The following is a 15,174-nucleotide window of genomic DNA, read 5'->3' as shown; positions in this document are numbered from 1 at the left end:
GGCACATCAGATCGACACACCAGAGGTGAACCCCCTTGAAGGTAGGCTGCATCGGCCTCGGCGACATCGCGCGGAAGGCGTACCTTCCGGTGCTCGGGGTGCAGCCCGGAGTCGAGCTGCACGTGCAGACCCGTACTCCGGCCACCCTCGACCGGGTCGCCGACACCCTCCACCTGACCGCGCGGCAGCGCCACGCCGACCTGGATTCGTTGCTTGCGGCGGGGCTGGACGCGGCGTTCGTGCATGCGCCGACCGTCGCGCACCCGGAGATCGTCGGTCGCCTCATAGAAGCCGGCGTGCCGACCTATGTCGATAAGCCGATTTCTTACCACTACGCCGAGAGCGAGCAGCTCGTACGGCGGGCCGCGGACCGCGGCGTCAGCCTGGCCGTCGGCTTCAACCGGCGCTATGCGCCCGGGTACGCGCAGTGCCTGGAGCATCCGCGCGAGCTGATCCTGCTGCAGAAGAACCGCGTCGGGCTGCCCGAGGACCCGCGCACCCTCGTGCTGGACGACTTCATCCACGTCGTCGACACGCTGCGCTTCCTGGCGCCGGGGACCATCGATGACGTGCACGTACGGGCGCGGGTACGGGACGGGCTGCTGCACCACGTCGTCCTGCACCTGTCCGGTGACGGGTTCTCCGCGATCGGCACCATGAACCGGCTCAGCGGCTCGGCCGAGGAGATCCTCGACGTCTCGGGGCAGGACACCAAGCGCCAGGTGATCAACCTCTCCGAGGTGATCGACCACAAGGGGCAGCCGAGCGTCCGGCGGCGCGGCGACTGGGTGCCGGTCGCCCGGCAGCGCGGCATCGAGCAGGCGGCGTTGGCCTTCCTGGACGCGGTACGGGCCGGGACGCTGCTGACCGCCGAGGACGCGCTGCACACCCACGAGCTGTGCGAGCGGGTGCTCACCGAGGTGTCGGGCCAGGGCGCCTGAGGAAGCGGAGCGTGCGGGTGGCGGGCGGCTGGGTGGGCAGGTCGCGGCTCCGGTCGCCCGGCGTCCGGGCCGACGGCGGACGCAGCGCCCGTACGCCCGCCCGCAGGCAGTATCCGGCGAGCGCGAGCAGGGCCACGTACAGCGGCCAGTCGCCGAAGCGGACGTACGGGCTGGTGCCGTGGGCCAGCGGCAGCGCGTAGACCGCGGCGGTGGCCCGGTCGGTACCGAGCTGCTCGCCGACCGGGGTGCCGTCCGGCCCGTACACCGCGCTGACCCCGGTCAGCGTCGCGTGCACCATCGGGCGCCAGGTCTCGGCCGCGCGCAGTGCGGCCAGTGAGGCGTGCTGTTCGGGGGCCCAGCTCTGCTGGAAGGAGGAGGTCGCGGACTGCGCGACCAGCAGCCCCGCGCCGTCGCGGACCAGCCGCCGGCTCATGTCGGGGAACGCCGTCTCGAAGCAGACGAGCGGACCGAACCGCAGGCCCGGTGACGAGTCCGGGCCCGTCGCCATGACGACCTGACGGGTGCCGCGATGGCGGTCCTCGGTGGCGGCCTTGCCGACGCTCGTCGCCCAGCCGAGCAGTGAGCGGGCCGGTACGTACTCGCCGAACGGCACCAGCCGCATCTTGTCGTAGCGGTCGCCGGTCGGGCCGTCCGGGCCGATCAGTACGGACGACTTGTAGATACCGGGGCGGTCGGCGCGCCGGGCGTCCACGTTGACCAGCAGCTCGGCGTCCACCTCGCGGGAGAGCGCGGCCAGCCGGGCCCGCAGGTCCGGGCGGCGGGTCAGGTCGGCGCCGACGCTGCTCTCGCCCCAGACCACCAGGTCCACGCCGCGGCCCTTGAGCGTACGGGTGAGCTGCTCGCCCCGCGCGAACCGGGCGTCGGGCCCCACCACCACGCCCGCCTGCACCACCGCGATCCGGGCCGTGCCGACGGGCTCGGGGCGCGGCGCCCAGGCCCAGGCGGCGCCCGCCGCGACGGCGACCGCGAGCAGCCCGCCGAGCGCGGTCCGGCGCGCTGCGGGGGACAGCAGTAGCACGGTCAGCGCGGTGTTCACGGCGACGAGCAGCAGCGTCAGCAGCCAGACGCCGCCGAGCGAGGCGAGCCGCAGCGCGGGCGCCACCTGCCACTGGCTCGCGCCGAACACGCCCCACGGCCCGCCCAGGTACTCCCAGGACCGCACGAGCTCGATCAGCAGCCAGCCGCACGGCACGAGCAGCAGCGCCGCAGCGCACCGCGCGGGCCCCGGGCGGCCCCGCAGCAGATCGCGGACGAGCAGGCCCCAGGGTGCCCACAGCGCGCCGAGCAGTGCGCCCAGTACGAGCAGGAAGACGTGCAGGCTCGGCAGCAGCCAGTGGTGCATCGCCAGCATGAAGCCGGTGCCGCCCAGCCAGCCCTCCAGGGCGGCGCGCCGGGGCGTGGCGGCGGAGGCCAGGAGGGCCAGCCAGGGGACCAGGGCGAAGTACGCCAGCCACCAGAGCGCGGGCGCGGGGAAGCACAGGGCCGGCAGCGCGCTGGCCACCACGGCGGCGACGGCGCGCCACCGGAGGGAGCCGGGGCTCCTGTCCTCTCGGCCTGCCGGGCGGCGCATACCGTGTCCCCCTCTCGGGTCGGACGCCCAGTGTGCGCCACGACGGCGATCACGCACAGGGGGCGCGGCGGCTCACGTGCAGGAGAGAGCCGTGCGGGGGAGGCCGCCTCACCCCTTCCCGGCCGGCACCACCTGCCGCCACTTCTCATGGACGACGACCTCCGCCAGCCGCCAGCCCTCCGGGGTGCGGTGGACGGTGAAGGCATAGCGGCCGCCGCAGGTGTAGTTCGGGGCCATCGCGCCGTGGTCGGCGGGGACGGCGCCGGCCGGGTCCGCGAGCCGCATCGGGTTGAGGTAGTCGGCGCGTACGGTGGCGGTGTCGCCGGGGGCGCTGTCCTGGGTGCAGAGGATGATTCGGCGGTTGACGATCAGGTGCTGGCGGACGGGGAAGTGCCGCATCATCTCCGCGAGCCAGCCGGCGATCTCCTCGCAGCCGCCCTCGATGCCGCCGGCCGAGCGGTAGTCCGCCCGGCCGTCCTTGGTGAAGAGCTCCCGGTACGCGGGCCAGTCGCCGTCGTCGACGGCGTGGGCGTAACCGGTGATGAGGTCGTCGATCGCGAGGCGGTCCATGACGGTCGAGTGTTCAGCGCGCTGGGTCACCCTCCGAGTGTTCGGCATCGGCCGGTCGCCGCCAAGAGGCGGGACCGGCCGGTGATGTCGTGACCGTACGCCGGGACCGCGATCAGTTGACGGCCGCCGCCTTCTGCGCGGCGGGCGAATCGACGGACGAATCGACGGACGAAGCGGTGGGGGACTCGGCGAACTGGGTGCGGTACAGCTCCTCGTAGCGGCCGCCCGCCGCGAGCAGCGCCTCGTGGCTGCCGCGCTCCACGATCCGGCCGTCCTCGACCACGAGGATGACGTCGGCGGCCCGCACGGTGGACAGCCGGTGGGCGATCACCAGGGAGGTGCGGCCGGCCAGCGCCTCGGTCAGCGCTTCCTGCACCGCCGCCTCGGAGGTGTTGTCCAGGTGCGCGGTGGCCTCGTCGAGGATGACCACCCGGGGGCGGGCCAGCAGCAGCCGGGCGATGGTGAGCCGCTGCCGCTCACCGCCGGAGAGCCGGTACCCGCGCTCGCCGACGACCGTGTCCAGGCCGTCCGGCAGCGAGGCGATCAGGCCGTCCAGGCGGGCCCGGCGCAGTACGTCCCACAGCTCCTCCTCGGTGGCCTCGGGCCGGGCGAGCAGCAGGTTCGCGCGGAGCGAGTCGTGGAAGAGGTGGCCGTCCTGGGTGACCATGCCGAGGGTGTTGCGCAGGGACGCGGCCGACAGGTCGCGCACGTCGACGCCTCCGATGCGTACGGCGCCCTCGTCCGTGTCGTACAACCGCGGCAGCAGCTGCGCGATGGTGGACTTGCCGGCGCCGGAGGAGCCGACCAGCGCGACCATCTGGCCCGGCTCGGCCCGGAAGGACACATCGTGCAGGACCTCGTCGCCGCCCCTCGTGTCCAGCGTCGCGACCTCTTCGAGGGACGCCAGGGAGACCTTGTCGGCGGCGGGGTAGCCGAAGCGTACGCCGTCGAACTCCACGGCCAGCGGGCCGTCGGGAACCTTGCGGGCGTCCGGCTTCTCGCTGATGAGCGGCTTCAGATCCAGTACCTCGAAGACCCGCTCGAAGCTCACCAGGGCGCTCATGACCTCGACGTGGGCGCCGGACAGCGCGGTCAGCGGCGCGTACAGCCGGGTCAGCAGCAGGGCGAGGGAGACGATCGCGCCGGGCTCCAGGCTGCCGCGCAGGGCGAAGTAGCCGCCGAGCCCGTAGACGACGGCCAGCGCGAGCGCGGAGACGAGCGTGAGCGCGGTGACGAAGAACGTCTGCACCATGGCGGTACGGACGCCGATGTCCCGCACCTGACGGGCCCGCACGGCGAATTCGGCGGACTCCTGCTCGGGCCGCCCGAAGAGCTTGACCAGCGTCGCGCCGGGCGCGGAGAACCGCTCGGTCATCTGCGTGTCAATCGTGGCGTTGTGCGTGGCGGCCTCCCGGCGCAGCTGCGCGAGGCGCCGCCCGACGCGCCGCGCCGGCAGGACGAACACCGGCAGCAGCACGAGGGCGACGAGGGTGATCTGCCAGGACAGGCCCAGCATCACGACCAGCGTCAGGATCAGCGTGACGAGATTGCCGACGACCTGCGAGAGCGTGTCGCTGAACGCCCGCTGCGCGCCGATGACGTCGTTGTTGAGCCGGCTGACCAGGGCGCCTGTACGCGTACGGGTGAAGAACGCGATGGGCATCCGCTGGACGTGGTCGTACACGGTCGTGCGCAGGTCCAGGATCAGGCCCTCGCCGATGTTCGCGGAGAGCCAGCGGGTGAGCAGCCCGAGGCCCGCCTCGGCGACCGCGATGGCGGCGATCAGCCCGGACAGGCCGAGCACCAGTTCCGTGGAGGAGCGGTGCACGATCGCGTCCACGACCCGGCCCGCGAGCAGCGGAGTGGCCACGGCGAGCATGGCCGTGACGGTGCTGAGCAGCAGGAACGCCGCGATGAGGCGGCGGTGCGGCCGGGCGAAGGCCGCGATGCGGCGCACGGTCCCGCGCGAGAAAGGCCGCTTGTCCTGTTGCGCGGTGACAGTGCTGTGCAGCGAATGCCAGGCGGTGACTTCCATGTCCATCGCGGACCTCCGGGTGCGCGGTCATCCGTCGCGGTCGGGATGACCGGCGACACATCAGGAAGCTATGACCTCAACCAATGTTGAGGTCAATTGCTTCCCTCGCAGACACCCGGGAGAGGTACCCCTCGGTTCTCAGACCGCCGCCCGGCGCCAAGCCGAGGCCCGCAGCAACCGCAGCCCGTTCAGACCCACCAGTACCGTCGATCCCTCGTGCCCCAGTACGCCCAGCGGCAGCGGCAGATGGCCCGCCAGGTCCCAGATCACCAGGCCGCCGATGCACACCGACGCGATGACGAGGTTCTGGGTCACCAGCTTCCGGGCGCGCCGGGAGAGCGCCACGACGGTGGGCACGGCGCCGATCTCGTCCCGCACGACCACTGCGTCGGCCGTCTCCAGCGCCAGGTCCGAACCGGCCCGGCCCATCGCCACGCCGCTGTCGGCGGCGGCCAGCGCGGGCGCGTCGTTGACGCCGTCGCCCACGACCAGTACGCGCTCGCCCTCCCGCTGCCAGGCGTGTACGGCCGCCACCTTGTCCTCGGGCAGCAGCCCGGCCCGTACGTCGGTCATGCCCGACTCATCGGCGGTACGGGCCGCCGTACGGGCGTTGTCGCCGGTCAGCAGGGCGGGCTCGGCGCCGGTCAGCGCGCGCAGCCGGGCCACGGCCCCGGGCGCGCCGGCGCGCAGCCGGTCGGCGAGCGCGAGCACGGCGGCGGGCGCGTCATCGATCAGTACGACGACGGCGGTGTGGCCGTCCTCCTCGTACTCGGAAACCGCCTTACGGGCGGCCGCCGTGCCCTCGTCGTCGGACAGCAGGGCCGCCGGGGAGCCCACCCGGACCGTGCGCCCGCCGACCTCGGCGCGCACGCCCCGGCCCGGTACGGAGGAGAAGTCCTCGGCGTCCGTCAGCCGCAGACCGCGGTCGCGGGCGGCGGTGACCACGGCGCGGGCGAGCGGGTGCTCGCTGGGCAGCTCGGCCGCCGCGGCCGCCGCCAGCGCCTCGTCCTCGCCGAAGCCGGGCAGCGCCCGGACGGCGGCGACCCGCGGGGTGCCCTCGGTGAGGGTGCCGGTCTTGTCCATCGCGACCCGGGTGACCGAGCCCAGCCGCTCCATCGCCACCGCCGACTTCACGAGGACGCCGTGCCGCCCGGCGTTGGCGATGGCGGAGAGCAGCGGGGGCATGGTGGCCAGCACGACGGCGCACGGCGAGGCCACGATCATGAAGGTCATGGCGCGCAGCAGCGTCGAGGTGAGGTCCGCGCCGAAGGCCAGCGGGATGGCGAAGAGCGCGAGGGTGGCGACGACCACGCCGACCGAGTACCGCTGCTCGATCTTCTCGATGAACAGCTGGGTCGGCGCCTTGGTACCGCTGGCCTCCTCGACCATCGTCACGATGCGCGCGATGACCGACTCGGAGGCGTCCTTGTCGACGCGGACGCGCAGTGCGCCGGTGCCGTTGAGGGTGCCCGCGAAGACCGTGTCGCCGGTGCGCTTCTCGGCGGGCAGCGGCTCGCCGGTGATGGACGCCTGGTCCACCTCGCTCGCGCCGTCGAGCACGGTGCCGTCGGCGGGGAGCCGCTCGCCGGGGCGTACCAGGACGGTGTCACCGACGGCCAGCGCGGTGGCGGCGACGGTCTCCTCGCCGTCGGCGGTCAGCCGTACGGCGGTGGACGGCGCGAGGTCGAGCAGGCCGCGTACGGAGTCCTCGGTGCGCCGGGTGGCCAGGGCCTCCAGCGCGCCGGAGACCGCGAAGATCACGATGAGCAGGCCGCCGTCGAGGTACTGGCCGATGGCGGCGGCGCCGATCGCTGCCACCACCATCAACAAGTCGACATCAAGGGTGCGTTCGCGCAGCGCCGTCAGACCCGCCCAGCCCGGCTCCCAGCCGCCCGCCGCGTAACAGACCGCGTACAGCGGGCCCCACGCCCAGGCGGGCGCGCCCATGAGGTCGAGCGGGAAGGCGATCAGGAAGGCGAGCAGGGCGAGCGCGGCCCAGCGGACCTCGGGCAGCGCGAAGAGCCTGGTGCGGCGGGGGAGTGCCGCGGGGGCCGGTGGCGGTGGCGCGGTGGCGGCGGCCGTGGGCTCGTCGGCCAGCGTGGAAGCCATGGGGAGGACACCTCGGAGAGCGGAGACGTCCGCGCGGCGGGGCCGGCGGACGACGGTGCGGACGGGGACGAATTCCACGCACGCATGAAGACATCTTCATGCGTGTGCGTCACCGCCACCATAGCCGAATACATGAAGAGGTCTTCAAGTATGCCGGTCGTTACGATGGGCGCATGGGACATGGAGTCGACGCCCGGGTCACGCCGGCCGAGCATCTGGACGCGGAGTCCGCCGCGACCATCGCCGCCACACTGCAGGCGCTGGCCACGCCGTCACGCCTGATGATCCTCACCCGGCTCCGCCAAGGGGCCTGCCCCGTGGGCGAGCTGGCCGAGGCGGTGGGCATGGAGCAGTCGGCCGTCTCCCACCAGCTGCGGCTGCTGCGCGCGCTGGGCCTGGTCACCGGCGCCCGCCGGGGCCGCCGCATCGTCTACAGCCTCTATGACAACCACGTCGCGCAGCTCCTGGACGAGGCCGTCTACCACATCGAGCACCTGCGGCTGGGCGCCCGCGACCTCCCGGTGGACGACGCGGCCGAGCAGCTCTGAGGGCCGCCCGGCCGCGCCGCTCCCATCCGGCCGTCAGCTGTTCCGGCGCCCGCCGCCGGTCTGCGCCTGTACGGCATCCGCCGAGAGATAGGCGTCCGTACGCTCGAAGTCGCGCAGCGTCGCCTCCCGGCCCGACTGGAACCCGGTCCGTACGAAATCGTCGCCCGCCGTGGCGTTGAGCAGCCAGTTCGCGACGGTGCGGAACCGCGCGGTGCCGGTCCGCAGCGCCATGAGGTGGTAGCCGCGTGCCACCACCTGCGCGGGCAGGCCGACCAGCTCCTTGCCCAGTGGCCGGGACACCGCGTCGGTGCCGCCGAGGTCGACCACCAGCCCCAGGTCCTTGTGCTTGTACGGCGTGCTCAGCCCGCCGCGCAGCGAGGCCATGATGTTCTTCGCGGCGTGCTTGCCCTGGCGCTGCGCGTGCTGCGCGGTGGGCGGGCAGACCGCGCCGCCCTCCTTGGTGATGTCCGGCACGGCGGCGGCGTCACCGCAGGCCCACACGCCCTGCATCCGCGGCACCGACAGGTCCGCGTGCACCACCAGCCGGCCCTTCACGGTCTCCGCGCCGAGCGTGCCGATCAGTGGGCTCGCGGCGACGCCGGCCGTCCAGATGAGGGTGTGGCAGGGCAGTACCCGGCCGTCGGTGAAGGTCACGGTGTCCTCGGTGACCGACTCCACCGACACCCCGAGCGACACCTCGATGCCGCGGTGGCGGACCAGCTCCATCGCCTTGGTACCGAGCCGATCGCCCAGCTCCGGCATCAGCTTCGGCGCGATGTCGATCAGATGCCACTTGATCTCGTCGGGCTCGATGCGCCCCGCGTAGCGCTCCGCCGCCGCGCTGGTCAGCCGCTGCAGGTACGCCGCCGTCTCCGTACCCGCGTAACCGCCGCCGACCACCACGAACTGCAGCCGCGCGGCCTTCTCGGCCGGGTCGGCGCAGCACGCGGCGATGTCGAGCTGGGCGATGACGTGGTCACGGATGTACGCGGCCTCGGCGAGCGTCTTCATGCCCCGCGCGTGCTCGGTCAGGCCCGGGATGTCGAAGGTCCGGGTGACGGAGCCGGGGGTGAGGACGAGGTGGTCGTACGAGAGGTTGACGGTCTCGCCGGTGATCTGGCGGACCACGCAGACCTTGGCGGCGGTGTCCACGCCGATCACACCGCCCGGTACGAGCCGCGTCCGGTGCAGGATGCGGCGCAGGGAGGGGGCGATGGACTGGGGGGTGACCACGCCGGCCGCCAGGTGCGGCAGAAGTGGCAGATAGAGCTGGTAGTTGGTGGGGGAGACCAGCGTCAGCTCTGCCTCGCGGGCCTCCAGGCCGTGCTCCAGGACGCGGGCGCACTCGACGCCGGCGAAGCCGCCGCCCACGATCAGTACTCTGGGTCGTTCCATCACGGTCCTCGCAAGATCGGCAGCAGGGGCCCGGTGGCGGCGCCACCCCTGGACACGCTGGCACGCACCCCTCCGGCCCGCCATCGGGCCGCGGCCGGGGTCGTGCGACCGGGTGAGTACCGGCGTTTCCAGATGCGCCGGGTGCCCCGCCGGCGGCGGTCCCATGCACCCGTTCCTTGACACCGTCCGGCGTATTGATAAGCAGCGGCTCATCAATGCGCACGGAAGACGTATCGGGAGATGCTTCTCCCGGGACCGCCGCGGCGGCAGGATGGTGGCCGCGGCGCCGGGGAGCGCCGTACGGGGGATGGCGGGGGCGTCGGCGCACATCCGTGTGCGCGGACGCTCCCCGCATCGCCGGGCAATGCGCGGAACAGCGAGTCTTCCTCCTGTGCACGCGGCCGAGGGAGCGGAGCGCGAGGGGTGGCGAAGAGTGGCGGAAGGGGGTCAACAACTTTCTGGTACAACCAAGTTGTTGACTCGGGCCAGCGGAGCCGGGTACACCGTAGACACGTAAACGGACCGGCCGATGACCTGGACCCTGCCGACGGCCGGCGCGGCGCGGATTCCCGAACGCCGACGGTGGTCGTTGCGCGACTTTACTCCGCGGGTGTCCCCCACCTCCGCAAGACTCCATCGCCGGTGTACGGCGCTATCGCGCGTCTCGGCCGAACAGTGAAGTGGGGACGGGGATGGCCGAAGAGAGGCGGTCCTTCAGGGGCCGGGAAAGGGCCGTGGGTGGCACCACGGTCATGGAGCTGAGCGGGGAGCTGGACATCCTTGCCAGGATCAGCCTGATCGACCGCATGGACGTGCTCACCAGTACCGGACGCCCCGACCTGGTCGTGGACCTGCGCCGGGTGACCTTCATGGACTGCGGCGGCCTGTCGCTGCTGTGCCGGGCGCGGTTGCGGATCCTGTCGCGCGAGGGGCGGCTGCGGATCGTCTCGGACGACGGCAGTCCCAGTGTCGTCCGGCTGCTGCGCCTGACCGGCCTCCTCGACGTCTTCGAGATCCACTCGGATCTGCTCTCCGCGCTCGACCCGCTGGGCACGACGTCCGACGACGCCATCGCCTGACCGGTCGCTCTCCACGGCTCGCTGCCCTTCCTGGCTGTCTGCCTGGTGGTGCGCGCACCCTCCTCGATGCACTAATGCACCATTTCTGCCCGGTAGATTAATGCATCAACTCGCCGCGGCCAAGGGGCTCGTGCGGATCGGCGGGCACCTCGCTGCTCGCCGCCCGCCACTCCCCGACGAACTGCCGCACGCTCGGAAAGCGGTGCGGCGGATCGGCGCAGGTGGCGCGGGCTATCACCGCGCGCTGCCGCGGCGTGCCGCGCCACGCCCGCTCCTCGTCGCCCGCGTCCATCAGCAGCCGCGCCGTCCGCCCGAGCGTGTACACCGTCGTACGGACGTCGATGACCGCCCCGCGCACCCACTCCTCCGGCGCCATGAACCGCCGCGAACCCGGCAGCCGGTCACCCTGCAGGACGAACGGGCCGCGGCGGTACTCGTCGAGGTCGATCAGGTGCGGGGTGTGCGTCGCGAAGTCGTACAGCACGGCCCCGTCGTAGAAGTCCACCGCGACGTGCCCGGCCTGCTCGACCGCCAGGTGCGCGTCCAGGATCAGGTCCAGCGCCGCCAGCACCCGCTCCACGGGCAGCGCCCGGAAGCGGGCCAGCGCGGCGCCCCGGGGCTCTCCGGGGACGCGGGCCGGGGCGCGGTGGTACAGCGGCTCACCGTCCCGCCAGGGCAGTACGGCGGCGGTCCGCTCGCCCACCTGCCACCGGTGCACGTGCGGGACGATCACCGGATGCCGTACCGCACGGTGGAACACCCAGCCGCGGTCCAGTGACCGCTGCGCCGCGTCTGTCAGCGCCTCCTTCACGCACCAGCGTTCCCCGTCCGGGAGCCGCACGCCGTATGCACGGCACCCCGAGTCGTGCACGGGCCCGGCCGCGAACACCTCACCCACCCGGGCGAGATACGGCTCGACGGCGGCCACCTCATACGTTCCGAGCAGCGGATGGTCGGTCATGCCCAGCATCCTGCCAGCGGGCCCGGGAGGCCCTGGGCCGCCGCGGGCCCGGCCGGCTATTTCCAGCCGGCCTGCATCGGGGCCCGCCCGAGAGCCCCGCACCCGGCCCACCCGATCACGCGTCTCGCCCGACGGGAACGCCCGCAATTGAGTAGAAATAATGCATACGCGACGTGGAAGTGGGCGTGATGGTGACCGAGCAGCCAGACGGTGAGGGACCCGGCATCCCGGCGCTGGACGTGTTCGACCCGGCGCCGGTGGCCGTGGCCGTCTTCCACGGGCCCGACCACGTTCTGGCGTACACCAACGCCGTCTACCGGCGGCTCTTCGGGAACCGGCCGCTCGGCGTGCCCGCCCGCGAGGCACTGTCCGAACTGGAGCAGCGGGAGCACTTCGCGCTGCTCGATCAGGTGTACCGGACGGGTGAGCCGGTGCAGATCGGCCCCGACAGGCCGGTACGGATCGAGGACGCGCGGGGCGAGGTACGGGACCGCTGGTTCAGCATCAGCTTCTCCCGGGCCCTGCCCGAGGGCCGGGTGGGGGAGCCGGAGGAGGTGGGCGTGCTGCTGGTGGCCATGGAGGTCACCGGCGAGGTCACCGCGAAGGAGCGGGCCCGGCTGCTCTCGGAGAAGCGGCTGCGGGTGCTCCACCGGTACCAGAGCCTGGTCACGGCCGGCGCGCAGAAGGTCTGGGTCACCGGCCCGGACGGCCGCCTCATCGAGCGCAGCCCCGGCTGGGAGCAGGTCACCGGCATGTCGTGGAACGAGCTGCGGGGCGACGGCTGGCTGGACTCCGCGCACCCCGACGACCGCGCTGCGCTCGCCGAGGCGTGGCGGCGCGCGGTCCGGGAGGTGCCGGACCTGTTCCAGCACCGCTTCCGGCTGCGCCACAAGGACGGCTGCCACCGCCACTGCGAGCTGCGCGCGGTGCCCGTCAGGGAGGCGGGCCGGGTCGTGGAGTGGATCGGCGCCTGTGCCGACATCGAGGACCAGTGGCTGGCGGAGCGCCGCAAAGAGCTGCTGGTGCGGGCGTCCGCCGCGGTGACCGAGTCGGCCCGCGCCGACCATGCCTTCGCGGCGGTGGGACGGGTGATCGTGCCGGAGCTGGCCGACGCCTGCGGGGTGTACCTCTTTCCCGAGGGCGAGCCGGGCACCGAGCGGGAGGGGCGGGTCATCCACCGGATCTCCGCCACCATCCGGGACGGGCTGCCGACGGCCGTGGCTCCGCTGCGCCCCGAACGGGTGACACCCGGTTCGGCCTTCGACCAGGCGATCCGCGAACACCGTCCGGTCCACCGCACCCTCGGCCCCGGCCCCGTACCGCCCGCGAAGGTGCCGCCCGGCGTGGAGGGCTGGGCGGAGAACGCGGGGGTGCACGACATCGTCATGTTCCCCGTCACCGTCGCGGGGAGCGTGCACGCGGTGTTCACCGTCTACGCCTGCCGCGGCCGGGAACCGTTCAGCCGCGACGAACTCGGCCTCATCCGGGCCGTACTGGACCAGTCCCTGCCGGTCTTCAGCCACGCCCTGGAGCTCCGGCACACCCAGCGCATCGCCCTCGCGCTGCAGCGGAGCCTGCTCACCGATCCGCCCGCGGTCGACGGCCTGGAGATCGTCGCCCGGTACACGCCCAGCACCATGGCGGACGAGGTCGGCGGCGACTGGTACGACTCCTTCGTACTGCCCGACGGCGCCACCACGCTGATCATCGGAGACGTCGCCGGCCACGACCTGACCGCCGCCGTCACGATGAGCAAGATGCGCAACATGCTGCGCGGCCTGGTCGTCGACCGGCAGGAGCCGCCCGGCGACATCCTGCGCAGGCTGGACGTGAGCACCCAGATCCTCGACACCGAGGAGGGCACCGCGACCTGTGTGTACGCGCGCATCGAGGGCGAGTCCGGCGGGCCGCGGCAGCTGCACTTCAGCGTCGCGGGGCACCCGCCGCCGCTGCTGGTCACGGCCGACGGCGAGGCACGGTTCCTGGAGGCCGCGCAGGACATCATGCTCGGCGGGCTGGCCCCGGACAGGGAGCGGGCCAGCACCACCGAACCGCTGCCGCCGGGCAGCATCGTCCTGCTCTACACCGACGGTCTCGTGGAACGTGCCGACGAGGACATCGACCAGGGCCTGGAACGGCTGCGCCGGCACGCCGCGCGGCTCGCCGACGAGCCGCTGGACGAATTCTGCCGCGCCCTGATCGAGGGCCCGTCCGCCACCAGCAACGACGACATCGCGGTGATCGCCGCCCGGCTGCCGGGGCCGGAGGGCCAGGAACCGGAGGGCTCGACGACCGTGCTGTGAACCGGTTCATCAGGGCAGTGGCCGAGGCCGGCCCGGAGGCGGAGCGGCGGCCACGGTTCTGATGAACCGGCCGCGGAAGAAGAGCAGCGGGCGGGCCTCGCGGGCGGTCTCCACCGCGAGGACGCGCCCGATCACCACATCGTGGTCGCCTGCGCCGTGCACGGCGGTGATCTCGGCGTGCACCCGCGCGAGGACCCCGCGCAGCGACGGCGTGCCCCATCGGGACAGGTCCCAGCCGAGTCCTTCGTACTTCCGGCCGGCGCGCGACCCGAAGCGCGCGCACAGCTCGGTCTGGTCCTCGGCGAGCACATTGGCCGTGAAGCGGCCGGCCGCCCGGATGCGGGGCCAGCTGCGTCCCCGGTGGTCGGCGCAGAACAGCACCAGCGGGGGAGTCAGGGACACCGAGGCGAAGGACTGGCAGGTGAATCCGACGGGTTCGCCGCCGTCCACCGCGGTCACCACCGTCACCCCGGTCGCGAACGCCCCCATGGCCCGCCGCATTTCCTCGGGCGAAGGGGCCTGCGTGGTAGCTCCCGGCGGTACCGCCGCTCTGGGCTCGACTGTCGCTCTGGGCTGTGCTGTTGTCGTCATCAGGGTCACCTCGACCGGTCCGGCGCGGGCGGGCCGCCGCGCTGTGGCTCGACGGTGGACCGTCGCCGCCGGGCCCCCGCGCCGCAGGCCACTGCCGCGCGGTGCTGTCGAGTTCCCCCGGTCCCCTCCCGTACACGGTCCCAAATCCGCCCCGGGTCAGGGAAACCCGGGGCAGAGCCTCACGGACCGGATCGCCGTGCCGGTCGGCCGTGCACCAGCCGCTGTGGATCAGCCGCCGTCGCCCGCCGGGCGGTGGCCGCCGAGCCGCTCGGTGACCATGTCGGCGGCGGCGCGCACGGCGTCGCCGAGCACCGGCAGCTGGTCGGGGGAGACGCGGAAGCGCGGCGCCGAGGCCAGCACGGCGGCCGCGAGGTCGCCCCGGTGGTCGAACACCGGTGCGGCGACGCCCACTTCCTGCAGGCTGGTCTCCCCGTAGTTGACGGCGTAGCCGCGCTCCCGGGCCTCACGGAGACGCCGGAGATACATGTTCAGGGCCGTGTCGTCGTCCCGGCCCGGCGGGACGAGCGTGCCGTTGGTGAGCAGCGTGCGGGCCCGCTCCTCGGTCAGCCGGCTGAGGAAGACCTGTACCGAGGCGCTGTGCGCGGTGTGGTACCGAGTGCCCAGCGGGGTGGTGTGCTTGACCTCGTGGCGGCTGGGCACCTGCTCGACGGAGAGCGACTCGGAACCGTTCCAGAGCATCAGCGCCGAGGTCTCGCCGGTGCGCCGGGCCAGCTCCTGCAGGACGGGATGGGCGACCCGGCGTACGTCGAGGTCGGCCAGGAGCGGGCCCGCCATGGCGATGACCCCCAGACCCAGCCGGAACCGCCGGGTCTCCGGGTCCCGTTCGACCAGCCCCTCCTTCTCCAGCGTGGCCAGGAGGCGGGAGACCGTGCTCTTGTGGAGGCCGATGCGGGCGGCGATGTCCGTGACGCCCAGCAGTGGTTCCGCGGCGCTGAACGTGCGCAGTACGGATATGCCGTTGTGCAGGACGGAGACGCCGCGGTTCTCGCCGGAGGCGTCGGCGTTCTTGTCCCTCCGGTTGTCAGCCACG

The 15,174-nt window shown here is 73.1% G+C and carries 12 protein-coding genes; 4 read left to right on the top strand and 8 right to left on the bottom strand.

Features of this window, described 5'->3' with window-relative positions:
* Window positions 1-35: 35 nt before the first annotated feature.
* Window positions 36-941 (top strand): Gfo/Idh/MocA family protein, encoded by a 906-nt coding sequence (locus IF04_RS0127265; protein ID WP_030263447.1) that lies wholly within the window; start codon window positions 36-38, stop codon window positions 939-941.
* Here the strand turns inward: IF04_RS0127265 and lnt are convergent.
* From lnt to IF04_RS0127245, 4 genes are all read right to left on the bottom strand, one after another.
* Complete coding sequence (gene lnt, locus IF04_RS0127260; protein ID WP_051831609.1) at window positions 913-2,532, bottom strand: apolipoprotein N-acyltransferase; 1,620 nt, start codon at window positions 2,530-2,532, stop codon at window positions 913-915. The genes IF04_RS0127265 and lnt overlap by 29 nt on opposite strands.
* A gap of 108 nt (window positions 2,533-2,640) precedes the next feature.
* The gene (locus IF04_RS0127255; protein ID WP_030263441.1) at window positions 2,641-3,132 is read right to left on the bottom strand and encodes a nuclear transport factor 2 family protein; all 492 of its coding nucleotides are present in this window, start codon (window positions 3,130-3,132) and stop codon (window positions 2,641-2,643) included.
* An 82-nt stretch (window positions 3,133-3,214) separates the two neighbouring features.
* Window positions 3,215-5,143 carry an ABC transporter ATP-binding protein gene (locus tag IF04_RS0127250; protein WP_037960827.1) on the bottom strand — a complete coding sequence of 643 codons (1,929 nt, stop codon included), beginning with the start codon at window positions 5,141-5,143 and terminating at the stop codon, window positions 3,215-3,217.
* A 132-nt stretch (window positions 5,144-5,275) separates the two neighbouring features.
* Window positions 5,276-7,246, bottom strand: coding sequence for a heavy metal translocating P-type ATPase (locus IF04_RS0127245; protein WP_030263435.1), 1,971 nt, complete (start codon window positions 7,244-7,246; stop codon window positions 5,276-5,278).
* Window positions 7,247-7,419: 173 nt separating this feature from the next.
* Here IF04_RS0127245 and IF04_RS0127240 point away from each other — a divergent pair, with 173 nt between their 5' ends.
* The gene (locus IF04_RS0127240) at window positions 7,420-7,794 is read left to right on the top strand and encodes an ArsR/SmtB family transcription factor (protein ID WP_030263431.1); all 375 of its coding nucleotides are present in this window, start codon (window positions 7,420-7,422) and stop codon (window positions 7,792-7,794) included.
* Between the two features lie 33 nt (window positions 7,795-7,827).
* On the opposite strand, the gene IF04_RS0127235 is transcribed toward IF04_RS0127240, so the two are convergent.
* A complete protein-coding gene (locus IF04_RS0127235; protein ID WP_030263429.1) occupies window positions 7,828-9,189 on the bottom strand; it encodes an NAD(P)/FAD-dependent oxidoreductase in 1,362 nt (453 codons plus the stop codon).
* Window positions 9,190-9,923: 734 nt separating this feature from the next.
* On the opposite strand from IF04_RS0127235, the gene IF04_RS0127230 reads away from it, so the two are divergent.
* Window positions 9,924-10,268: an STAS domain-containing protein gene (locus IF04_RS0127230; RefSeq protein ID WP_342668223.1), complete on the top strand. Its 345-nt coding sequence runs from the start codon at window positions 9,924-9,926 to the stop codon at window positions 10,266-10,268.
* Window positions 10,269-10,365: 97 nt separating this feature from the next.
* Here IF04_RS0127230 and IF04_RS0127225 read toward each other — a convergent pair whose 3' ends face one another.
* Entirely contained in the window at window positions 10,366-11,229 is an 864-nt protein-coding gene (locus IF04_RS0127225; protein WP_051831607.1) for a serine/threonine protein kinase, read from the bottom strand.
* A gap of 191 nt (window positions 11,230-11,420) precedes the next feature.
* Between IF04_RS0127225 and IF04_RS0127220 the strand changes: the two genes are divergently transcribed.
* Window positions 11,421-13,532, top strand: a complete 2,112-nt coding sequence (locus IF04_RS0127220) for a SpoIIE family protein phosphatase (protein ID WP_245654523.1) — start codon at window positions 11,421-11,423, stop codon at window positions 13,530-13,532.
* A gap of 9 nt (window positions 13,533-13,541) precedes the next feature.
* Here IF04_RS0127220 and IF04_RS0127215 read toward each other — a convergent pair whose 3' ends face one another.
* Window positions 13,542-14,021, bottom strand: coding sequence for a flavin reductase family protein (locus tag IF04_RS0127215; RefSeq protein WP_245654522.1), 480 nt, complete (start codon window positions 14,019-14,021; stop codon window positions 13,542-13,544).
* Between the two features lie 330 nt (window positions 14,022-14,351).
* The gene (locus tag IF04_RS0127210; protein ID WP_030263415.1) at window positions 14,352-15,173 is read right to left on the bottom strand and encodes an IclR family transcriptional regulator; all 822 of its coding nucleotides are present in this window, start codon (window positions 15,171-15,173) and stop codon (window positions 14,352-14,354) included.
* Between the last annotated feature and the right edge of the window lies 1 nt (window position 15,174).

It is taken from the genome of Streptomyces violens, from assembly GCF_000717745.1.
GTDB classification, from domain to species: domain Bacteria; phylum Actinomycetota; class Actinomycetes; order Streptomycetales; family Streptomycetaceae; genus Streptomyces; species Streptomyces violens.
The sequence above is the reverse complement of the archived record's forward strand: the minus strand, read 5'-3'. Positions and strand labels throughout refer to the sequence as shown.